Origin of the sequence: Actinacidiphila glaucinigra, assembly GCF_035918135.1 — a bacterium.
Classification (GTDB): Bacteria; Actinomycetota; Actinomycetes; order Streptomycetales; family Streptomycetaceae; genus Actinacidiphila; species Actinacidiphila glaucinigra.
The window spans coordinates 5,027,957-5,048,371 of record NZ_CP109144.1 but is presented as its reverse complement, the minus strand read 5'-3'; the positions used below and the strand labels follow the sequence as shown (position 1 = coordinate 5,048,371).

General features: G+C 72.0%; 22 protein-coding genes and 1 riboswitch. Of the genes, 11 read left to right on the top strand and 11 right to left on the bottom strand.

Annotation, left to right across the window (positions count from 1 at the left end; genetic code table 11):
• Positions 1-119 precede the first annotated feature (119 nt).
• Positions 120-1,751, top strand: coding sequence for a DNA repair helicase XPB (locus OIE69_RS22685; RefSeq protein ID WP_326575024.1), 1,632 nt, complete (start codon positions 120-122; stop codon positions 1,749-1,751).
• 25 nt (positions 1,752-1,776) lie between these two features.
• Here OIE69_RS22685 and OIE69_RS22680 read toward each other — a convergent pair whose 3' ends face one another.
• Positions 1,777-1,950, bottom strand: coding sequence for a hypothetical protein (locus tag OIE69_RS22680; RefSeq protein WP_326575022.1), 174 nt, complete (start codon positions 1,948-1,950; stop codon positions 1,777-1,779).
• Between the two features lie 261 nt (positions 1,951-2,211).
• Between OIE69_RS22680 and OIE69_RS22675 the strand changes: the two genes are divergently transcribed.
• Genes OIE69_RS22675 through OIE69_RS22665 form a run of 3 tightly spaced genes read left to right on the top strand, consistent with a single transcriptional unit; the run spans position 2,212 to position 4,927 of the window.
• Positions 2,212-4,272 (top strand): HelD family protein, encoded by a 2,061-nt coding sequence (locus OIE69_RS22675; protein ID WP_326575020.1) that lies wholly within the window; start codon positions 2,212-2,214, stop codon positions 4,270-4,272.
• A gap of 26 nt (positions 4,273-4,298) precedes the next feature.
• Positions 4,299-4,517, top strand: coding sequence for a type II toxin-antitoxin system VapB family antitoxin (locus OIE69_RS22670; RefSeq protein WP_326575018.1), 219 nt, complete (start codon positions 4,299-4,301; stop codon positions 4,515-4,517).
• Entirely contained in the window at positions 4,508-4,927 is a 420-nt protein-coding gene (locus tag OIE69_RS22665; protein ID WP_326575016.1) for a PIN domain nuclease, read from the top strand. Before OIE69_RS22670 ends, OIE69_RS22665 begins: the two co-directional genes overlap by 10 nt.
• Before the next feature lie 54 nt (positions 4,928-4,981).
• Here OIE69_RS22665 and murQ read toward each other — a convergent pair whose 3' ends face one another.
• Positions 4,982-5,917 carry an N-acetylmuramic acid 6-phosphate etherase gene (gene murQ, locus OIE69_RS22660; RefSeq protein ID WP_326575014.1) on the bottom strand — a complete coding sequence of 312 codons (936 nt, stop codon included), beginning with the start codon at positions 5,915-5,917 and terminating at the stop codon, positions 4,982-4,984.
• A complete protein-coding gene (locus OIE69_RS22655) occupies positions 5,914-6,810 on the bottom strand; it encodes a MurR/RpiR family transcriptional regulator (RefSeq protein WP_326581356.1) in 897 nt (298 codons plus the stop codon). Before OIE69_RS22655 ends, murQ begins: the two co-directional genes overlap by 4 nt.
• Before the next feature lie 84 nt (positions 6,811-6,894).
• Here OIE69_RS22655 and OIE69_RS22650 point away from each other — a divergent pair, with 84 nt between their 5' ends.
• The 4 genes from OIE69_RS22650 (at position 6,895) to OIE69_RS22635 (ending at position 8,787) form a co-directional block, all read left to right on the top strand.
• Complete coding sequence (locus OIE69_RS22650) at positions 6,895-7,281, top strand: hypothetical protein (protein WP_326575012.1); 387 nt, start codon at positions 6,895-6,897, stop codon at positions 7,279-7,281.
• 1 nt (position 7,282) lies between these two features.
• The gene (locus OIE69_RS22645) at positions 7,283-7,555 is read left to right on the top strand and encodes a DUF4031 domain-containing protein (RefSeq protein WP_326575010.1); all 273 of its coding nucleotides are present in this window, start codon (positions 7,283-7,285) and stop codon (positions 7,553-7,555) included.
• Positions 7,556-7,646: 91 nt separating this feature from the next.
• A complete protein-coding gene (locus OIE69_RS22640) occupies positions 7,647-8,204 on the top strand; it encodes a helix-turn-helix domain-containing protein (RefSeq protein ID WP_326575008.1) in 558 nt (185 codons plus the stop codon).
• A complete protein-coding gene (locus OIE69_RS22635; protein ID WP_326580898.1) occupies positions 8,101-8,787 on the top strand; it encodes an IS630 family transposase in 687 nt (228 codons plus the stop codon). The genes OIE69_RS22640 and OIE69_RS22635 overlap by 104 nt, the downstream gene beginning before the upstream one ends.
• Positions 8,788-8,811: 24 nt before the next feature.
• Here the strand turns inward: OIE69_RS22635 and OIE69_RS22630 are convergent, their stop codons facing one another.
• Positions 8,812-9,423 carry a maleylpyruvate isomerase family mycothiol-dependent enzyme gene (locus OIE69_RS22630; RefSeq protein ID WP_326575006.1) on the bottom strand — a complete coding sequence of 204 codons (612 nt, stop codon included), beginning with the start codon at positions 9,421-9,423 and terminating at the stop codon, positions 8,812-8,814.
• Between the two features lie 73 nt (positions 9,424-9,496).
• Positions 9,497-10,195, bottom strand: a complete 699-nt coding sequence (locus OIE69_RS22625; RefSeq protein ID WP_326581353.1) for an HD domain-containing protein — start codon at positions 10,193-10,195, stop codon at positions 9,497-9,499.
• A gap of 52 nt (positions 10,196-10,247) precedes the next feature.
• Between OIE69_RS22625 and OIE69_RS22620 the strand changes: the two genes are divergently transcribed.
• Positions 10,248-10,949 (top strand): copper homeostasis protein CutC, encoded by a 702-nt coding sequence (locus OIE69_RS22620; protein ID WP_326575004.1) that lies wholly within the window; start codon positions 10,248-10,250, stop codon positions 10,947-10,949.
• A gap of 93 nt (positions 10,950-11,042) precedes the next feature.
• Here OIE69_RS22620 and groL read toward each other — a convergent pair whose 3' ends face one another.
• The 4 genes from groL to thrC all read right to left on the bottom strand — a co-directional run bounded on the left by groL (position 11,043) and on the right by thrC (position 15,266).
• Positions 11,043-12,665 (bottom strand): chaperonin GroEL, encoded by a 1,623-nt coding sequence (gene groL, locus OIE69_RS22615; protein ID WP_089222503.1) that lies wholly within the window; start codon positions 12,663-12,665, stop codon positions 11,043-11,045.
• Positions 12,666-13,025: 360 nt separating this feature from the next.
• Positions 13,026-13,232 carry a cold-shock protein gene (locus OIE69_RS22610; protein ID WP_005486335.1) on the bottom strand — a complete coding sequence of 69 codons (207 nt, stop codon included), beginning with the start codon at positions 13,230-13,232 and terminating at the stop codon, positions 13,026-13,028.
• Positions 13,233-13,657: 425 nt separating this feature from the next.
• The gene (locus OIE69_RS22605; protein WP_089222504.1) at positions 13,658-13,936 is read right to left on the bottom strand and encodes a ubiquitin-like small modifier protein 1; all 279 of its coding nucleotides are present in this window, start codon (positions 13,934-13,936) and stop codon (positions 13,658-13,660) included.
• Between the two features lie 43 nt (positions 13,937-13,979).
• Complete coding sequence (thrC, locus tag OIE69_RS22600) at positions 13,980-15,266, bottom strand: threonine synthase (RefSeq protein WP_326574983.1); 1,287 nt, start codon at positions 15,264-15,266, stop codon at positions 13,980-13,982.
• 18 nt (positions 15,267-15,284) lie between these two features.
• Positions 15,285-15,412, bottom strand: a riboswitch (SAM riboswitch).
• Between the two features lie 157 nt (positions 15,413-15,569).
• On the opposite strand from thrC, the gene OIE69_RS22595 reads away from it, so the two are divergent.
• Both OIE69_RS22595 and OIE69_RS22590 read left to right on the top strand, forming a co-directional pair.
• Positions 15,570-16,541: a glucosyl-3-phosphoglycerate synthase gene (locus OIE69_RS22595; protein WP_326581351.1), complete on the top strand. Its 972-nt coding sequence runs from the start codon at positions 15,570-15,572 to the stop codon at positions 16,539-16,541.
• Between the two features lie 105 nt (positions 16,542-16,646).
• The gene (locus OIE69_RS22590; RefSeq protein ID WP_326574981.1) at positions 16,647-18,107 is read left to right on the top strand and encodes an alpha,alpha-trehalose-phosphate synthase (UDP-forming); all 1,461 of its coding nucleotides are present in this window, start codon (positions 16,647-16,649) and stop codon (positions 18,105-18,107) included.
• 13 nt (positions 18,108-18,120) lie between these two features.
• Here OIE69_RS22590 and OIE69_RS22585 read toward each other — a convergent pair whose 3' ends face one another.
• Entirely contained in the window at positions 18,121-19,464 is a 1,344-nt protein-coding gene (locus OIE69_RS22585; protein ID WP_326574979.1) for an MFS transporter, read from the bottom strand.
• Between the two features lie 194 nt (positions 19,465-19,658).
• The gene (locus OIE69_RS22580) at positions 19,659-20,324 is read right to left on the bottom strand and encodes a TetR/AcrR family transcriptional regulator (protein ID WP_326574977.1); all 666 of its coding nucleotides are present in this window, start codon (positions 20,322-20,324) and stop codon (positions 19,659-19,661) included.
• Positions 20,325-20,415 lie beyond the last annotated feature (91 nt).

The window sequence follows — 20,415 nt, the reverse complement described above, 5'->3', positions numbered from 1 at the left end:
GGGGCGGTCCCCGGTATCGATCCCGGGGAGCGGGGCGTTTCCCTTCGGGGATGGGGGACCATGGATAGTTCAGCCCGGCCCCCTTCCCGGTCCCGGCCCGCCCATTCGCGGAGGTTTGTGTGTCCTGCCTGATCGTCCAGAGCGACAAGACCCTGCTCCTGGAGGTCGACCACGAGCTCGCCGACGAGTGCCGGCGGGCCATCGCCCCCTTCGCGGAACTGGAGCGGGCGCCCGAGCACATCCACACCTACCGGATCACCCCGCTGGGGCTGTGGAACGCCCGCGCCGCCGGGCACGACGCGGAGCAGGTCGTGGACTCGCTCGTGCAGTACTCCCGCTACCCGGTGCCGCACGCGCTGCTGGTGGACGTCGCCGAGACGATGGCCCGCTACGGCCGGCTGACGCTGAGCAAGCACCCGGCGCACGGCCTGGTGCTGACCACCACGGACCGTCCGGTGCTGGAGGAGATCCTCCGCTCGAAGAAGGTCGCGCCGCTGGTGGGGGCCCGGCTCGACCCCGACACGGTGGTCGTCCACCCCTCCGAGCGCGGCCAGATCAAGCAGGTACTGCTGAAGCTGGGCTGGCCGGCGGAGGACCTGGCCGGTTACGTGGACGGCGAGGCGCACCCGATCGAGCTGGCCCAGAACGGCTGGAAGCTCCGCCCCTACCAGGAGCAGGCGGTGGAGGGCTTCTGGCACGGCGGCTCGGGCGTGGTCGTGCTGCCCTGCGGCGCCGGCAAGACGCTGGTGGGCGCGGGCGCGATGGCGCAGGCGAAGGCGACGACGCTGATCCTGGTGACGAACACGGTCTCCGCCCGGCAGTGGAAGCACGAGCTGGTCAAGCGGACCTCGCTGACCGAGGACGAGATCGGCGAGTACAGCGGCACCCGCAAGGAGATCCGCCCGGTCACCATCGCCACGTACCAGGTGCTGACGACCAAGCGGAAGGGCGTCTACTCGCACCTGGAGCTCTTCGACTCCCGCGACTGGGGCCTGATCGTCTACGACGAGGTCCACCTGCTGCCGGCGCCGGTCTTCAAGTTCACCGCGGACCTGCAGGCCCGTCGCCGGCTCGGGCTGACGGCGACGCTGGTGCGCGAGGACGGCCGCGAGTCGGACGTCTTCTCGCTGATCGGGCCCAAGCGCTTCGACGCGCCGTGGAAGGAGATCGAGGCGCAGGGGTACATCGCGCCCGCCGACTGCGTGGAGGTGCGGGTCAACCTGACCGACTCCGAGCGGCTGGCGTACGCGACCGCCGAGCCGGAGGAGAAGTACCGGTACTGCGCCACGACCGCGACCAAGCGCAAGGTCACCGAGGCGCTGGTGGCCAAGCACAAGGGGCAGCAGACGCTGGTGATCGGCCAGTACATCGACCAGCTCGACGAGCTGGGCGAGCACCTCCGGGCGCCGGTGATCAAGGGCGAGACGACGAACGCGCAGCGCGAGAAGCTCTTCGAGGCCTTCCGGCAGGGCGAGATCTCGGTGCTCGTGGTCTCCAAGGTGGCCAACTTCTCGATCGACCTGCCCGAGGCGACGGTCGCCATCCAGGTCTCGGGCACCTTCGGTTCCCGTCAGGAGGAGGCGCAGCGCCTCGGCCGGGTGCTGCGGCCGAAGGCGGACGGCCACGAGGCCCGCTTCTACTCCGTGGTCGCCCGCGACACCATCGACCAGGACTTCGCCGCGCACCGGCAGCGCTTCCTGGCCGAGCAGGGCTACGCGTACCGCATCGTCGACGCGGACGAGTTCCTGTAACGGCCGCATCCGGGGGCCCGCCGCGTCAGTCGCGCGCGGCGGCGCCGTCCTGGCCCATCACCACGACGCGGAAGGTCGTGGCGACGAAGACCCGGACCGCGCGCAGGGCGTCCCCGACGGGGTGGACCGGATGCCGGTGCCCGGTGTCCTCGGCGATGGCGGTACTGCCGCGGACGCGGGAGTCCACTGGTCGTGCCATGACCCCAATGTACGCATGTGTGACGCTTTGGGCAGAGGTCGGGGCCTCGGGCGGGTGGAGAAGCGGTTAGCGCCGCCCGTCGCCGAGGCGTAGGATCCCTCGTCTTGCCGCCCGCCCCCCGAGGGGGCGGCGCCACCGACCGGACGGAAACCGGTCGGCCCGAGTCGTGATCCGTATCAGGACAGCGCCCCGACCCGCGCCGCCGTGCGCGCCGGTCCGGGGCCGGCTGAGCCATGCCCTACGTGCCGCCGGAGGCAACCCGTGCCAGGGGAACAGTCCCTCACCGCCGACAACCCGCTCGACCGCGAACGCTCCCACCTCGCCGCGTCCCGTTCCGCCCTGCGCGCGATGCGCGCCGACGTCGAGGCCCTCGACATCCGGGACGTGACCGCCAACTGGGTGAACGCCGAAGTGCTGCAGTCCGAGATCGACGCCCGCATCAAGGCGCTCGCCGATCTGGTGCACACCCCGCTCTTCTTCGGCCGCCTCGACTACGAGGAGGGGGAGGCCTTCGGCGGCGAGGACGTGGGCCACCGCTTCTACATCGGCCGCCGCCACGTCCACGACGCGGACGGCGACCCCATGGTCATCGACTGGCGCGCGCCGGTCTCCCAGCCCTTCTACCGGGCCTCCCGCACCGACCCGCAGGACGTCGCGCTGCGCCGCCGCTTCGGCTACACGGGCGGTGAGCTGACCGCGTACGAGGACGAGCACCTCACCGACCCGGCCGAGGCGCAGACCTCCAGCAAGCTGCTCCAGCAGGAGATCGAGCGCCCGCGCGTCGGCCCGATGCGGGACATCGTCGCCACCATCCAGCCCGAGCAGGACGAGATCGTCCGCGCGGGGGTCGGCGGCACCGTGTGCGTGCAGGGGGCCCCCGGCACCGGGAAGACCGCCGTCGGCCTGCACCGGGTGGCGTACCTGCTCTACGCGCACCGCGAGCGGCTGGCCCGCGCGGGCACCCTCGTCATCGGCCCCAACGCGTCCTTCCTGCACTACATCGAGCAGGTGCTGCCCGCCCTGGGCGAGCTGAGCGTCAAGCAGGCCACGGTCGACGACCTGGTCGCCCATGTCCCGGTCAAGGGCACCGACCCGGCGACCGCCGCGGGCGTCAAGGGCGACGCGCGCATGGCCGAGGTGCTGCGGCGCGCGGTCCGCTCCGGCATCCGGATGCCCACCGAACCGGTGGTCGTGGTGCGCGGCTCGCGCCGCTGGCGCATCCCGGCGTACGAACTGGAGGAGCTGGTCCGCGAGCTGATGGAGCGTGACATCCGCTACGGCGCCGCCCGCGAGGCGCTGCCGCAGCGGATCGCGCACGCCGTGCTGGTCCGGATGGAGGCGGCCGGGGAGGCCCCCGACGACCGGGTGCAGGACGCGGTCGCGCGCAACGCGGCGGTCAAGGCGGCCGTGAAGGAGCTGTGGCCGCCGGTGGACCCGGCGAAGACGGTGCTGCGGCTGCTGTCCGACGCGGAGTTCCTGGCCACCTGCGCGGAGGGCGTGCTGACCGAGGAGGAGCAGAAGGAGATCCTCTGGGAGAAGCCGGCCCGCTCGGTCGCCTCCGCGAAGTGGTCGGCCGCCGACGCCGTGCTGGTCGACGAGGCCAACGACCTGGTGCACCGCACGGCCTCGCTCGGCCACGTCGTGCTGGACGAGGCACAGGACCTCTCCCCCATGCAGTACCGGGCGGTGGGGCGCCGCTGCTCCACCGGCTCCGCGACGGTGCTGGGCGACCTCGCCCAGGGCACCACCCCGTGGGCGACCGGGACCTGGGAGGAGGCGCTCACGCACCTCGGCAAGCCGGGTTCGCGGATCGAGGAGCTGACCCAGGGCTTCCGCGTCCCACTGGAGGTCATCGCCTACGCCTCCCGGCTGCTGCCGGAGATCGCGCCCGGGCTGAAGGAGGCGACCTCCGTCCGGGAGAACCCGGGTGCCTTCTCCGTGACCGAGGTCCCGGTGGACGGGCTGACCCCGGCGGTGCTCGCCGCCTGCCGGCAGGCGCTGGACCGCGAGGGGTCGATCGGCCTGATCGCGGCCGACGCGCGCCTGCCCGCACTGACCGAGGCGCTGGCGGCGGCCGGGCTGCCGTACCTGTCCCCCGGCGAGGAGACCACCTCCGAGGTCCGCCTCACGCTGGTACCGGCCTCCCTGGCCAAGGGCCTGGAGTACGACTACGTCGTCCTGGACGAGCCCGCCGCGGTCGTCGACGGCGAGCCCGACGAGCGCACCGGCCTGCGCCGCCTGTACGTCTCGCTGACCCGCGCGGTCTCGGGCCTGGCCGTCCTCCATGCGGCGCCCCTGCCGGAGGCCCTTCGGCTACCCTGATATATGAATGCGGCCATACTTGATACATGGAGGTGGCGAACATGCGCACAGTGATCGACGTGGATGACGCACTGCTCCAAGAGGCCGCGGACATACTGGGCACCACGACGAAACGGGCGACGGTCAACGGAGCGCTGGCGGAATTCGTGGCCGCCGCCAAACGGCGGCGGTTCATCGAGATGCTCGACGAGGGTGCCTTCGACGACCTCACGGACGCCGAAGTGACGGCGGACGCGTGGCGGTGACCCGGTATCTGGTCGACAAGAGCGCCTGGGCGCGCGCGAAGCAGCCGGTGGTGAGAACGGCTCTGCTGCCCCTGCTCGAGCGCGGCCTGATCACCACGTGCGCCGTCGTCGACCTGGAGATCCTCTACAGCACGCGCAACGCGACCGATCACGCCCGCGCCCGTTCCGCCCGCAGCGGTTTCGAATGGCTGCCGCTCACCGACGAGATCGGCGCCCGCGCCATCGAGGTACAGGCGCTGCTCGCCGAGAAAGGGCATCACCGCGCCGCTTCGATCGCGGATCTGCTGATCGCCGCCACCGCCGAGCGGCACCGGGTCACCGTCCTGCACTACGACGCGGATTTCGACACCATCGCGGCCGTGACGAACCAGGCGGTCCAATGGGTCGTGCCGCCCGGCTCGGCCGACTGACCGACGGAGCGGGAGATCACGTGGGGCACCCGGGCACCCGGACAGCCCCCGCCCTCACCCGCGGCCGCCGGCGACGGCCGCGAGCAGCGCCGCGCGCAGATGGCCGTCCGCCTCCGCCAGGAGCCGGGCGGCCGCCGGGGCGTCCACGCCGCCCAGGATGACGAGGACGGCGTTCTTGACCTCGCCGCCGGCGGCGGTGAGCGCGGCCTCGATCTCGTCCTCGGGCGCTCCGGTGGCCAGGGCCACGATCCGCCGGGACCGGGCGCGCAGCTTGTCGTTGGAGGCGCGGACGTCGACCATCAGGTTCCCGTAGGTCTTGCCCAGCCTGACCATCGTGATCGTCGACAGCATGTTGAGGACGAGTTTCTGGGCCGTGCCCGCCTTCAGCCGGGTGGAGCCCGTCAGGAACTCCGGGCCGGTGACGACCTCGATGCCGTGGTCGGCCGCGGCGGCCAGCGCGGAGCCCGCGTTGCAGGACAGCCCGACGGTCAGCGCGCCCAGGGCGCGGGCGTGCTCCACGGCGCCGACGGCGTACGGGGTGCGGCCGGAGGCGGAGACCCCGACCACGGTGTCGTCCGGGCCGATCCCGAGGGCGTCGAGGTCGGCGGCGGCCAGTTCCCGGCTGTCCTCGGCGCCCTCGACGGCGTCCACGATCGCGGTGGGCCCGCCCGCGATGAGCCCGCTGACCTGGCCCGGCGCGGTGTTGAAGGTCGGCGGGCACTCGCTTGCGTCGAGCACGCCGAGCCGTCCGGCGGTGCCCGCGCCCGCGTAGACCAGGCGGCCGCCGCGGGCCATGCGCGCGGCGATGCCGTCGACGGCGGCGGCGACGGCGGGCAGTTGCTCCGCGACGGCGGCCGGGACGGTGGTGTCCTCCGCGTTCATCAGCCGGGCGATGTCGAGCGTCGGGAGCAGGTCGACCTCGGCGAGCTCGGCACGGAAGGCCTCGGTGGCGAGGTGGTCCAGCTCGCGGCGGAGCTCGGTGTGCGTCATTGCGGGTGGTTCCTTCGCGGGCTGTGGCGGTGGGCGAGGGCTTCGTACGAGGCGGACAGGGCCGGGGCGGCGGTGTCGTAGGTGCGCTGGGCGACCCCGACGAACAGGCAGTCCACCACCAGCAGCTGGCTGGTGCGGCTGGCCATGGCGGCCGGGCGCAGTTCGCTCTCCCGGCCGCTGGAGGTGAGCAGCACGTGGTCGGCGTAGTGGGTGACGGTGCCGTCCGCCCGGCCGGTCACGGCGATCGTGGTGGCGCCCCGGTCGAAGGCGGCGCGCAGCGGTTCGACCACGTCGTGGGTGTGGCCGGAGTGCGTGATCGCCACGGCGACGTCGCCCTGCCGCAGCTGGACCGCGTTGGTGAGGGTGAGGTGCGGGTCGCCCAGGGCGTGCGCGACCAGGCCGATCCGCAGCAGTTTCTGCACCAGGTCCTGGGCGACCAGGCTGGACGCCCCTATCCCGTAGACGTCGATGCGGCGGGCGGCGGCCAGCGCGCCCACGGCCGCCTCCAGCTGGGCCACGTCCAGCTGGGCGGCGGTGTCGGCCAGGCACCGCTGCTCGTCCAGCGCGAGCTTGGTGACCACGTCGGCCAGCGGGTCGTCCACCGCGATGTCCGGGGTGACGGCGGGCGGGGCCCCCGCCTCCTCGCGGGCGGCCAGCGCGGCCAGCGCGAGCCGCAGGTCCCGGTAGCCGGGGTAGCCCAGCACCCGCGCGGTGCGCACCACGGTGGCCTCGCTCGTCCCCGTACGGGCCGCGAGCGCCGTCACGGTCAGCCGGGAGCAGCCCGCCGGGTCCGCGGCCACGGCCTCCGCGACGCGCTGCATCGACCGGGTCATGGACGGGGCCATGGTCCTGACCTTGGCGGCCAGACCCCCGGCATTGAAGGTTTCCTTCATCTTCTCGGCCACGGACGAAAGCTATTTTCAGCTCCGGACGGCGTCAAGAACGCCTGCGGCGGCGGTTGGTCCACAATGGGGGCCATGGATCCTGACGCACCCGGCTCCTCCGCCGGCCTGGAGGCGGCCCTGCACGGTGCCCGCGCGCTCGTCCTCGCCGACCTGACCGCGACCGGCGTCGCCGACGCGGAGGTCGTCTCGCTCGTCGAGGAGGCCGTCTCCCAGCGCCGTTGGTGGGTGGAGCAGTGGCCCGACGGCGCCGCGTTCGTCGCGGGGCTGGTCGCCCAGGACGTCAAGGACGCACTGCTGGAACGGATGGGCCGCTGGCCGCTCTGCCCGCGCTGCACGGACCCCCACGCCCTCGACGTGGAACCCGAACTCGGCCCCGATCCACACTGGGTGTGCGAGTCGCTCGGCGAGGCCGTGGCCCCCGTCGGCGGCCTGTCCACCGCTCTCGGCGGGCCGCGCTGACGTGACCGTCTACATCGACCCGCCGACCTGGCCGGGCCACGGCCGCATGTGGTCGCACATGGTGAGCGACATCTCGTACGAGGAGCTCCACACCTTCGCCGACGCCATCGGCGCACCCCGCCGCGCCTTCGACGGCGACCACTACGACGTCCCCAGCGAGCGCTACGCCTCCGCCGTCGCCGCGGGCGCCGTCGAGGTCGGCAGCAAGGAACTGCTGCACCATCTCACCGAGGCGGGCCTGCGCCGCCCCAAGCGCAGGCCCCCGCAGGCCTAGTAGCGTGTCGTTGCTTAATCCTGGGTTATTTGGTTGGGATGGTGGTGTCCGGCAGATGTTCCTTCCCTTCTGCCGAGCGGGAGTTGGTGTGATGGGTTCGCAGAAGAAGAGGCCGGTGGTGCTGACCGCGGGCGATCGTGATGAGTTGGTTCGGGTGACCACGACGGGGGTCCATCCGGCCTCGGTGATCAGGCGGGCGCGGGTGCTGCTCGCGCTGGACACCTCTGCTGGTGAGATCGACTCCCAGGATGCGATCGCTGCCCGGGTCGGGGTCTCGGGCGAGACGCTGCGGCTGGTGGCCAAGCGGTTCGCCGAGAGCGGTGGTGACGTCGAGGCGACGATCCAGCGGAAACCGCGGGATCTCCCGCCGGTGCCCTCGCCGGTGACTGGTGAAGTCGAGGCCCGGCTGATCGCCCTGGCGTGCTCCCAGCCTCCTGCAGGCCGTGCCCGGTGGTCGCTGCGGCTGCTGGAGAAGCACGTCGCCCTGGTCGAGGGCATCCCCGATCTGGACCACTCAACCATCGGGCGGATCTTAAAAAACGAGGCTGCGTCCTCATCTGAGGAAGTGCTGGACCATCCCACCACGAGCAAACCCGCAGTTCGCGGCCCGGATGGAAGACGTGCTGGCCGTCTATGCCCGACCTTATGACTCGGCCCGCCCAGTGGTGTGCATGGACGAGAAGCCCTACCAACTCCTCGCCCATGCCCGCGACCCGCTCCCGGCCCGCCCCGGCCGCGACGCCCGCCAGGACAGCGAGTACATCCGCTGCGGCACGTGCTCGATCTTTGTGTGGGTTGAACCCCTGCGCGGGTGGCGCCGAGTAGACGCCCAGCCTCGTCGCACCCGGATCGACTGGGCCGGCCAGGTCAAGCGATTACTGACCGAGGACTACCCCGACGCCGAGACCGTGGTCCTGGTCATGGACAACCTCAACACCCACGGCATCGCCTCACTGTACGAAGCATTCGAACCAGCCGAGGCCTTCGCCCTGGCCCAGCGCCTCGAGATCCACCACACCCCCAAACACGGGTCATGGCTCAACATCGCAGAGATCGAACTCTCCGCACTGACCCGGCAATGCCTCGACCACCGCATCGCGGACCTCGACACCCTCAACACCGAACTCTCAGCCTGGCAGAACACCACCAACACCGACCAACGTCAGGTGAACTGGCAGTTCACCACCCACGACGCACGCACCAAACTCCGCCACCTATACCCCACACATTAGCTGCGACAGTCTACTAGGCCGCGCTCAGAGCGGCTCGCCCTCCAGCCGCCCGGCGGGGAGCCGGCGACCGCACATCGCCAGGGCCAGATCCTCACCGGTGCCCCGAAGTTCGGGGCCGGAACCGTACGACCAGTCCAGGTCGGTGGCCCGCAGCAGCCGGCCCTCGACGGCGACGCCGAAGCGCGCGTGCCCGCCGCCCGCGGTGAGGTCGTCGAGGAGGACGCCGAGGGTCTCCCCCGGGACGCGGCGCTCCGTGCCGAGCGGCACGGTGACGTCCAGCCCGTGGATCACCACGTGGTTGAGCGCGCCGTGGGCGCCGCCGCCCGGGGGCTGCCACCGCCCCATCACCTCGGAGCGCAGACAGCCGAGCAGTTCCCCGGTGGGCAGTGCGCCGTCCCGCTCGGCGACCGCGTCGGACAGGCGGGTGAAGTCGAAGCCGTGCTCGGCGAGGAGCGCCGTGAAGGCCTCCTGCGAATAGCGCGCCGCCATCGTCATGTGCGCCACGACCTCGCGCACCCGCCAGCCCTCGCAGAGCGAGGGGGTGTCCCACCACGCGGCGGGGGCCCCGTCGAGCAGGTCGGCCAGGGCCCGGAACTCGGCCGCGACGGCCGCCTGCACCTGCGTGTCGTCGGTCATCGCTGCCGTACCCCTTCGTCCGGTGCCGCGGGCGGCCGCCCGCACGGACAAGGACCGCCCGCGCGCGCCGGAGTCATCGGTCGGCGCCGTCCGCAGTCCCGTCCACGTCGCCGGGGGCGAGCAGTTCCAGCTCGGTGGTGAGGTTGCGGCGGGCGGTGGCCTCCCAGCGGTCGTACCCCTGCGGGGTGCGGAACAGCCGGGGCAGCCGCAGGAGCCGGCGCAGAACGTCGGCGCGGCCGGCGCGGAAGGCGTCGTCGGGGACGAAGCCGTACTCCTCGCGGACGGCGGCCGCGTACTCGGCGTATCCGGTGGGGTCGCCGGCGAGGACGGCCAGGTCGGCGTCGCAGAGGACCTCGCCGTCGCGGTCGCCGTCGGCGGGGTGGTGGGTGACGGTGAGCCGGACCAGGCGGGCGACCTCGGAGGTGATCGTGTCGGGAACCCCGGCCTCGGGCAGCGCGCGCTCGGCGAGCCGGGCGCTGCGCTCCTCGTTCTCCGAGCGGTCGGGCCGGTAGACGGCGTCGTGGAACCAGGCGGCGAGCAGCACGGCGTCCGGGTCCTCGGCATGCCCGGCGAGGACCTCGACCTGGTCGAGGACGGCGGTCAGGTGGGTGGTGGTGTGGTAGCGGCGGTGCGGTTCGGCCCAGCGGGCGATCAGGTCCTTGCCGTACGGCACCGGGTCGACGGACTCCGTCTGGCAGCGGCGCAGCAGGTCGCACCAGCGGGCGAGGAGGGCGGAGCCGGATTCGAGTGCGGTGTCAGCCATGAAGGTCATTGTGGGGTACGGGGGGTCGCGGGTACGCGTGCGCATGTGACACCCTGGAGATATGTCTAGACCAATTTTCGAAGTGATCGCGCTCGACGCCCACGACGCCCTCGCGGCCCGCAAGGGCGGCGCGGACCGCCTCGAACTGGTCACCGACATGGCGGCGGACGGCCTGACGCCGTCCCGGGAGACCTTCGCCGCCGTCCGGGCCGCGGTGGACATCCCGGTCCGGGTGATGCTGCGGGCCCGCGCCGACTTCGCCGTGGGCGGCGCCCGTGAGGCGGACGCGCTCTGCGCGGCCGTGGCGGCGCTGCGCGGCGAGGGCGCCGACGAGTTCGTGCTGGGTTTCCTCGACGGCTCGGGCGCGCCGGACCTGGCGGCCGTACGCCGGCTCGTCGACGCGATCGGCTCCGGTGCCCGCTGGACCTTCCACCGCGCCATCGACCACTCCGCCGACCGGGAGGCCGTGCGCTCGGCGGTGCGCGGGCTGCCCGGACTGGACACCTTCCTCACCGCGGGCTCCGCACGCGGTGTGGACGACGGCCTCGGCCGGCTGCTGGCGGAGGCGGGGCGTCCCGGCGAGCCGCAGCTCATGGTGGGCGGCGGGCTCCGCGCGGAGCACCTGCCGCGGCTCCTCGCCGCCGGCATCGACGCCTTCCACGTCGGGGGCGCGGTCCGCCCCGGCGGCTGGGCCGGGGCGGTCGACGCTCAGGCGGTGCGCACCTGGCGCGAACTGCTGGACGCGCCGGTCGCCGTCTCCTGACCGGGCGGCGCCGGGAAACGCCCGAGGGCGGTACCCCCTGCGGGGTACCGCCCTCGGTCTTCTGCCGTGGTGCGGAGTCCTGGTCCCGGAGGATCAGAAGTCCATGTCACCGCCGGGCATGCCGCCGCCGGCCGGGGCAGCGGCCTTCTCCGGCTTGTCGGCGATGACGGCCTCGGTGGTGAGGAAGAGCGCGGCGATGGAGGCCGCGTTCTGCAGCGCGGAGCGCGTCACCTTGGCCGGGTCGATGATGCCCTCACCGATCAGGTCGACGTACTCGCCCGTGGCGGCGTTGAGGCCGTGGCCCGGGGTCAGGTTGCGCACCTTCTCCACCACGACACCGCCCTCGAGGCCGGCGTTGACGGCGATCTGCTTCAGCGGGGCCTCGAGGGCCAGCTTCACGATCGACGCGCCGGTGGCCTCGTCGCCGTCGAGCTCGAGCTTCTCGAACACGTTGGACGCCTGGAGCAGGGCCACGCCACCACCGGCGACGATGCCCTCCTCGACGGCGGCCTTGGCGTTGCGCACCGCGTCCTCGATGCGGTGCTTGCGCTCCTTGAGCTCGACCTCGGTGGCGGCACCGGCCTTGATGACGGCCACGCCGCCGGCCAGCTTCGCCAGACGCTCCTGGAGCTTCTCGCGGTCGTAGTCCGAGTCGCTGTTCTCGATCTCGGCACGGATCTGGTTGACGCGGCCCTGGATCTGGTCCTGGTCGCCGGCGCCGTCCACGATCGTGGTCTCGTCCTTGGTGACGACGACCTTGCGGGCGTGGCCGAGCAGGTCCACGCCGGCGTTCTCCAGCTTGAGGCCGACCTCCTCGGAGATGACGGTGCCACCGGTGAGGATGGCGATGTCACCGAGCATGGCCTTGCGGCGGTCGCCGAAGCCCGGGGCCTTGACCGCGACGGACTTGAAGGTGCCGCGGATCTTGTTGACGACCAGGGTCGACAGGGCCTCCCCGTCGACGTCCTCGGCGATGATCAGCAGCGGCTTGCCGGACTGCATGACCTTCTCCAGCAGCGGGAGCAGGTCCTTGACCGCGGAGATCTTGGAGTTGACGATCAGGATGTACGGGTCGTCGAACGACGTCTCCATACGCTCCAGGTCGGTGGCGAAGTACGCCGAGATGTAGCCCTTGTCGAAGCGCATACCCTCGGTGAGCTCCAGCTCCAGACCGAAGGTCTGGGACTCCTCGACGGTGATGACGCCTTCCTTGCCGACCTTGTCCATCGCCTCGGCGATGAGCTCGCCGATCTGCGGGTCGGCGGCGGAGATGGAGGCGGTGGAGGCGATCTGCTCCTTGGTCTCCACGTCCTTCGCCTGCTCGAGCAGGGCGGCGGAGACGGCCTCGACGGCCTTCTCGATGCCACGCTTCAGCGCCATCGGGTTGGCACCGGCGGCGACGTTGCGCAGGCCCTCGCGGACCAGCGCCTGGGCGAGGACGGTCGCGGTCGTCGTGCCGTCACCGGCGACGTCGTCCGTCTTCTTCGCGACCTCCTTGACCAGCTCCGCGCCGATCTTCTCGTACGGGTCCTCGAGCTCGATCTCCTTGGCGATGGACACACCATCGTTGGTGATCGTGGGGGCGCCCCACTTCTTCTCGAGGACGACGTTGCGGCCCTTGGGGCCGAGGGTGACCTTGACGGCGTCGGCGAGCTGGTTCATCCCGCGCTCGAGACCGCGCCGTGCCTCCTCGTCGAACGCGATGATCTTGGCCATGTGAAGTGGTCCTCCCGGACTTGGGGTCCCCCCGCGGCACACGGCTGCGGGGAAGGATTACTCCAGGACCGTGCCGGCGCCCGCGACGGACGGCCTGCCCTTCCACCGGTTCCTTTCCGGCGGTCGAGCGGGCCTCACCCACTCGGTCCTTTGTCACTCTCAACGTCAGAGTGCTAACGCCAATGATTAGCACTCGCCCTAGGAGAGTGCAAGCCGCTTGGCCGGTGCCGTGGACAACCCGCAGGTCCCGGTCGGCGGGCCGCCGGACAGCACGAAGGCCCGCCCCTGTGCGGGGCGGGCCTCGACGCGTACGTTTGAGCGGCCGTACGCGAAAGTGCTCCGTGGCCGATGCGCGGCGCGTCAGCCGGCTGCGAGACGGACCATGTCCGCCTGCGGCCCCTTCTGGCCCTGCGAGATCTCGAACTCGACCCGCTGACCTTCCTCGAGGGTGCGGTAGCCGTCCATCTGGATCGCGCTGTAGTGCACGAAGACGTCCGCACCACCGTCGACCGCGATGAAGCCGTAGCCCTTCTCCGCGTTGAACCACTTGACGGTGCCCTGAGCCATTCCTAACTCCCCTATTGCTGGCCCTTCGCAGACCCGCACCTCGCGGACCCGGGTCAGACCTCACCCCCTACAGCCAAGGGGGCGTGCGCCGGAACGCGTCGACCGCGGCTGAATGTATCTGCCCGGACGCTGTCTGCAACAGGTCAATCGGACGAGAATTCCGGGCACGAAGAATCGGAAGAAGAGCCTGATCGGCGAATAATCCGGGGCAACTCGGACCGGACATAAGCGGCCAACACGACAATCGCTGCGTGAATTTGGCGATAAATCGCCGACAAGGCCGCCCCGGAGAAGGGGGTTGCGCAGAGCGTTGCAGGGAGTTGCGAGCCGCTCAGGGCAACTGTACAGGCCTTCAACTACCCCTCGAACACACAGGGGTGCCGGGAAGTCCCCGGCACCCCTGTCGCCTCCGCGGTCCGTGCGGCTCAGCAGCCGCCGGCCACCGCCGGGATGATCGAGACGGACGCGCCCTCGCCCACCGTGGTCTGCAGGCCCTCGGAGAAGCGGACGTCGTCGTCGTTCACGTAGACGTTCACGAAGCGGCGCAGCTTGCCCGTGTCGTCCAGGACCCGCGCGGAGATGCCCGGGTGGTTCTGCTCCAGCGAGTCGATGACGTCGGCCAGGGTGCCGCCCTCGGCCGGGACCTCGGCCCGGCCGCCGGTGTAGGTGCGGAGGATGGTCGGGATGCGGACGGTAGCGCTCATGATGCGGGGTTCACCTTCAGTCTGGGTCAGCCGGTGCGATGGGTCAGCCGGCCAGGCCGGCGGCGCGGAACGCGTCGAGGCTCGGGCGGATGGTGGCCGTGGGGCGTGAGGTCGGGGCGACGGCGTCCAGCGTCTTGAGCCCGTCGCCGGTGTTGAGCACGACGGTCTCGCCGGCCGGGTCGAGCTGCCCGGACTCGATGAGCTTGCGCAGCACGCCGACCGTCACACCGCCGGCCGTCTCGGCGAAGATGCCCTCGGTCCGGGCGAGCAGCTTGATCGCGTCCACCACCTGCTCGTCGGTGACGTCCTCTACGGCGCCGCCCGTGCGCCGGGCGATGTCCAGCACGTACGGGCCGTCGGCCGGGTTGCCGATGGCGAGCGACTTGGCGATCGTGTTCGGCTTCTGCGGGCGCACCACGTCGTGGCCGGCCTTGAAGGCGGTGGAGACCGGGGAGCAGCCCTCGGCCTGGGCGCCGTAGATCCGGTAGGGCTTCTCCTCCACCAGGCCGAGCTCGATCAGCTCCCGCAGACCCTTGTCGATCTTCGTCAGCTGCGAGCCCGAGGCGATCGGGATGACGATGTTGTCCGGCAGGCGCCAGCCCAGCTGCTCGCAGATCTCGTACGCGAGCGTCTTGGAGCCCTCGCCGTAGTAGGGGCGCAGGTTGACGTTGACGAAGCCCCAGCCCTCGCCGATCGGGTCGCCGATCAGCTCGCTGCAGAAGCGGTTGACGTCGTCGTAGGTGCCCTCGATGCCGACCAGCTCGCCGCCGTAGACCGCGGCCATGACGACCTTGCCCTCCTCCAGGTCGTGCGGGATGAACACGCAGGAGCGGAAGCCGGCCCGGGCGGCCGCGGCGCCCACGGCGCCGGCCAGGTTGCCGGTGGAGGAGCAGGACAGCGTGGTGAGGCCGAAGGTGCGGGCGGCCTCCAGGGCGATGGCGACGACCCGGTCCTTGAAGGAGTGGGTCGGGTTGCCGGAGTCGTCCTTGATGTGCAGGCCGCCGGTGACGCCCAGTTCGCGGGCGAGGTTGTCGGCCTTGACCAGCTTGGTGAAGCCCGGGTTGAGGTTGGGCTTGGAGGCCACGTCCGCGGGGACGGGCAGCAGCGGCGCGTAGCGCCAGATGTTGTTCGGCCCGGACTCGATCCGCTTGCGGAGGGTCTCGGGGTCGCCGCTCGGAAGGTCGTACGCCACTTCGAGCGGCCCGAAACAGGCCTCGCAGGCGAAAAGGGGCTCCAGCGGGAAGCGCTCGCCGCACTCGCGGCAGGAGAGCGCGGACGCGGGGCCGAAGGCGGAATCGGTGGACGCGGATGCAACGGTCTGCGCAGCCATGTCAGGCGAGGCCCTTTCTCCTCATCTTCCTCACGGCGCATCTCGCCGTGAGACGGAATTGGCACCTTCCCCACCTGGACCTCGCGGTCGGCGGGAGGGTTGCCGGGGCTTCAACGGGCCGTTCCCTCTGCCCCTCTGGATGAGCGGTATGGCGCCGGGCGTACTGCCCGGGCATTTGTCGGACGGGGCGCGATCACCGTGGACATACGATGGTCGTGCCTCGTGTTCAAGACTGTAACCGACGACCTCGAACCTGGTCATGGGCCGTCCGTCCTGCGAGACGGGCAGAAACGGAGCAACCCGGTGCTCGACGAGGTGGCCGGCTGGCTGCAACGGCGGTCCTGGACCGCCGACCGCAGGCCGCTGCCGCAACTGCTCGCCGCCAAGCGCGCCGCGGGCGCGCGCGGCACGGTCAGCGTCGTGCTGCCCGCCCTCGACGAGGAGGCCACGGTCGGGGAGATCGTCGGGACGATCCGCCGCGAGCTGATGAGCGAGGCGGTGCCGCTGGTCGACGAACTCGTCGTGCTGGACTCCGGGTCGACCGACCGGACCGCCGAGGTCGCGGCGGCCGCGGGCGCGGTCGTCGTCCACCGGGACGAGGTGCTCCCGCGGCTGCCCGCGCTGCCCGGCAAGGGCGAGGTGCTGTGGCGCTCGCTGCTCGTGACCCGCGGGGAGATCGTCTGCTTCGTCGACTCCGACCTGCGGGAGTTCGACGCGCGGTTCGTGTCGGGGATCGTCGGGCCGCTGCTCACGGACCCGGACCTGCGGCTGGTCAAGGCGATGTACGACCGGCCGCTGGAGACCGGCGGCACGGTCGTCCCGGCCGGCGGCGGCCGGGTGACGGAGCTGGTCGCGCGGCCGCTGCTCAACCTGCACTGGCCGCAGCTGGCGGGGTTCGTCCAGCCTCTCGGCGGGGAGTACGCGGCGCGGCGCTCGCTGCTGGAGCGGCTGCCGTTCCCCGTGGGGTACGGGGTGGAGCTCGGGCTGCTGGTGGACGCGCTCAACACGGTCGGGCTCGACGCCCTGGCCCAGGTCGACGTCGGCGTCCGGCACCACCGGCACCAGGACGGCCAGGCCCTGGGCCGCATGGCGGCGGCGATCTACCGGACGGCGCAGATCCGCCTGGCGCGGGGCCATCTCGTGCGGCCCTTCCTCACGCAGTTCGACCGCGCCCCGGGCGGCGGTTTCGAGCCGCACGTCCACGAGGTCGCGACGGAGGAGCGCCCCCCGATGCGCACGATCCCCGAGTACGCACGCCGCCGCGCGGTGGCGTGACCCCGGGGCGGTATCTGCGCCGGACCGCGACGGGGCGCGGCCGGAAACCCCCGGCTGGGCTAGCTCGTACGTTTGCGATCAGGGATGCGTGGCTAGGCTGGCCGCATGGTCGCATCGCATGCCGCGCGCGTTCTGGTCGCGTCCAACCGCGGCCCCGTGTCGTACAGCCTCCGCGAGGACGGCACGCTCGCCCCCCGCCGCGGCGGGGGCGGACTCGTGTCGGGCCTGAGCGCCATCGGGCCGGACGCGGACGCCGTCTGGGTCTGCGCGGCCCTGGGCGACGGGGACCGGGCCGCCGTACTGCGCGGTGCCGGGGGCGCGGGCCGGCTGCCCACCGCCGACACCGGCGGCCAGCACGTACGGATGCTGGACATCCCGGCGGACACCTTCGCGTCGGCCTACAACGGCATCGCCAACTCGGTCCTGTGGTTCGTCCACCACATGCTGTTCCAGACCCCGCTGGAGCCCGTCTTCGACGAGGACTTCCGCGAGCAGTGGGCGGCGTACGTGGCGTACAACGCCGCCTTCGCCGACGCGCTCGCCGACGAGGCGGCCCAGGGCGCGGCCGTGCTGGTGCAGGACTACCACCTGGTGCTGGTGCCGCAACTGCTCCGCTCGCGCCGCCCCGACCTGCGCATCGGCCACTTCTCGCACACCCCGTGGGCCCCGCCGGACTACTTCCGCCTGCTGCCGGACGACGTCGCCGCGGAGGTGCTGAGCGGCATCCTCGGCGCCGACCGGGCCTGTTTCCTGACCCGCCGCTGGGCGGACGCCTTCGCCGCGTGCTGCGCGGACGTGCTGGGCGCCTCCGTCATCCGCGACGCGGGCAGCCTGACGGTCACCCACCGGGGCCGCACCACGCGGATCGGGGTGCACGGCCTCGGCGCGGACGCCGACTTCCTGCGGGAGCGGGCGCACCGGCCGGACGTGGACGAGCGCCTGGCGGCGCTGCAGGAGGCCGTGGGCGGCCCGGACCGCAAGGTCATCGTGCGCGTGGACCGCACCGAGCTGTCGAAGAACATCGTGCGCGGCCTGCTCGCGTACGCGCAGCTGCTGCGCGACCACCCCGAATGGCAGGGGCGCGTGGTGCACATCGCCTTCGCCTACCCCTCCCGGCACGACCTGGCCGTCTACCGGGAGTACACGGACGAGGTCTCCGACCTCGCCGAGGAAATCAACGAGGAGTTCGCGACGCCTGGCTGGCAGCCGGTGGTCCTGCACGTCAAGGACGACTTCGCGCGCTCCCTGGCCGCCTACCGCCTGGCGGACGTCGCGCTGGTCAACCCGATCCGCGACGGCATGAACCTGGTGGCCAAGGAGATCCCGGTCGTCTCGGACGACGGCGTGGCGCTGGTGCTCTCCCGCGAGGCGGGGGCGTACGAGGAGCTGGGCGACGACGCGTTCGTGGTCAACCCGTACGACATCCGGGCCACGGCCAACGCCCTCCACCAGGCACTGTCCGTGTCGCACGGCGAGCGGGCCGAGGCCACCAAGCGACTCGTGGCGGCCTCGACGGCGCTCCCCCCGCAGCAGTGGTTCCTGGACCAGCTGCGGGCACTGGGCTAGACCCGGGCCGGCGCTACGCCCCGACCGGTGTCCTGTCCGGCGCGGGGCGGCCCTCGCGCAGGCCCAGCCGTTCGCTCGGCACCTTGTGGGTCTCACGGGCGGTGAGCGCGGCGAGCACCGGGGGCACGCAGAGGGCGGCGGTGAACAGGGCGACCGCGCCCCAGTCGTCGCCGTCGGGGCCGGCGATCTGCGCGGCGAAGGTGACCGCGAACCCGGCGATGGCGAAGCCGATCTGGGTGCCGAGCGCCATGCCCGAGAGGCGGACGCGGGTGGAGAACATCTCGCCGTAGAAGGACGGCCACACACCGTTGGCGGCGCTGTAGACGACACCGAAGGCGAGCACGCCGAAGAGCAGGACCAGCGGGTACGAGCCGGTGGAGATGGCCCACAGGTAGGCGGCCATCATCACGGCGCTGCCGGCCGCGCCCGCGAGGTAGACGGGGCGCCGGCCGACGCGGTCGGAGAGGTGGGCCCACAGCGGGATGGCGACGAGGGCGGCGAGGTTGGCCAGGGCGCCGACCCACAGCATGTCGGAGCGGTCCAGGCCCACCGCGTCACTGGTCGCGTAGGCCAGCGCCCAGACGGTGAAGATGGTGCTCACGGACGCGACGAGGGCACCGGCGATCACCCGCAGGACGTCCGCCCAGTGGTCGCGGAGCAGGACGAGCAGCGGCATCCTGGCGACGCCCTCGGCCGCGGCGGCCTGCTGCACGAAGGCCGGGGTCTCCTCGACGTTGCGGCGGATGAACCAGCCGACGACGGCGACCGCGACGCTCAGCCAGAACGGTATCCGCCAGCCCCAGGTGAGGAGTCGGTCCTCGGGGAGGGACGCGACGGGGATGAAGACGAGGGTGGCCAGCAGCTGCCCGGCCTGGGTGCCGTTGAGGGTGAAGCTGGTGAAGTAGCCGCGGCGGTGCGGCGGTGCGTGCTCCAGGGTCATCGAGTTGGCGCTGGCCTGCTCCCCGGCGGCGGAGATCCCCTGCAGGACGCGGAGCAGGACGAGGAGTACCGGGGCCGCGCCGCCGATCTGCGCGCGGGTGGGCAGGCAGCCGATGAGGAACGTCGACACGCCCATCAGCAGCAGCGTGAAGAGCATGATCCGCTTGCGTCCGAGGCGGTCCCCGAAGTGACCGAGGAAGAGCGCGCCGAAGGGGCGGGCGGCGTAGGCGACTCCGAAGGTGGCGAGCGACAGCAAGGTCGCCGTGGCCGGGTCCGACTCGTCGAAGAAGACCTTCGGGAAGATCAGCGCGGCGGCGCTGCCGTAGATGAAGAAGTCGTAGTACTCCAGCGCGCTGCCGATCCAGGCCGCGAGTGCGGCCTTGCGCGGCTGGCCCTGCTGGGCTGCGGGGACGGTCACGGCGGTGCTCCTTCGGGAGGGACCGGCCGGGGCGCGGACGGGGACCCCGGCTAATTAACCCACTGGATAGTTAATAGCGGGTGGCTACGGATGGTGGGGCAGCCTCTCCCGGGTGTCAAGGGGTCGCGTCGGAGGATCAGCGGACGACCTGCGGACGGGCGGCGGACGGGCGCGGGCGATCGGCCGCCGGGCCGTCAGCCGGCGGTGCGCTCCGCCGTCAGATAGGCGATCACCATGTCGCCGAGCATCGCCCGGTAGTGCTCGCGACGGTCCGCGGCGACCAGGTCGCGGCCGAACAGGGCGCCGAAGGTGTGCCGGTTGGCGACCCGGAAGAAGCAGAAGGAGCTGATCATCGCGTGCAGGTCGACGGCGTCGACGTCGGCCGTGAACAGACCCGACCTGCGGCCGGCCGCCAGGATGCGGCGCAGCACGTCGATGGCGGGCGAACTGAGCGCGCTGAGCTGCTCCGAGGCGGCCATGTGCTCGGCCTCGTGGATGTTCTCGATGCTCACCAGCCGGATGAAGTCCGGGTGGGCCTCGTGGTGGTCGAAGGTCAGCTCGGCGAGCCTGCGGATGGCGGCCACCGGGTCCAGGTGGTCCACGTCGAGGTCCTGCTCGGCCTGCCGGATCACGGAGTAGGCGCGCTCCAGCACGGCCGTGAACAGCTGTTCCTTGCCGCCGAAGTAGTAGTAGATCATCCGCTTGGTGGTGCGGGTGCGGGCGGCGATCTCGTCGACCCGGGCCCCGGCGTAGCCGGCGCGGGCGAACTCCTCCGTGGCCACGTCCAGGATCTCGTTGCGGGTGCGGGCCGCGTCGCGCGTCCGCCCGCCCGTCCGCGCCGGCTGTTCCGCAGTGGCCATCCGCTTCCTTCGCTCGGTCCCGTGCTCGCGATTGTAGGGGGGCCGCCTGACGGCCGGTCTTCCCACCGCCGCCCCGCCCTGGTATTACTAA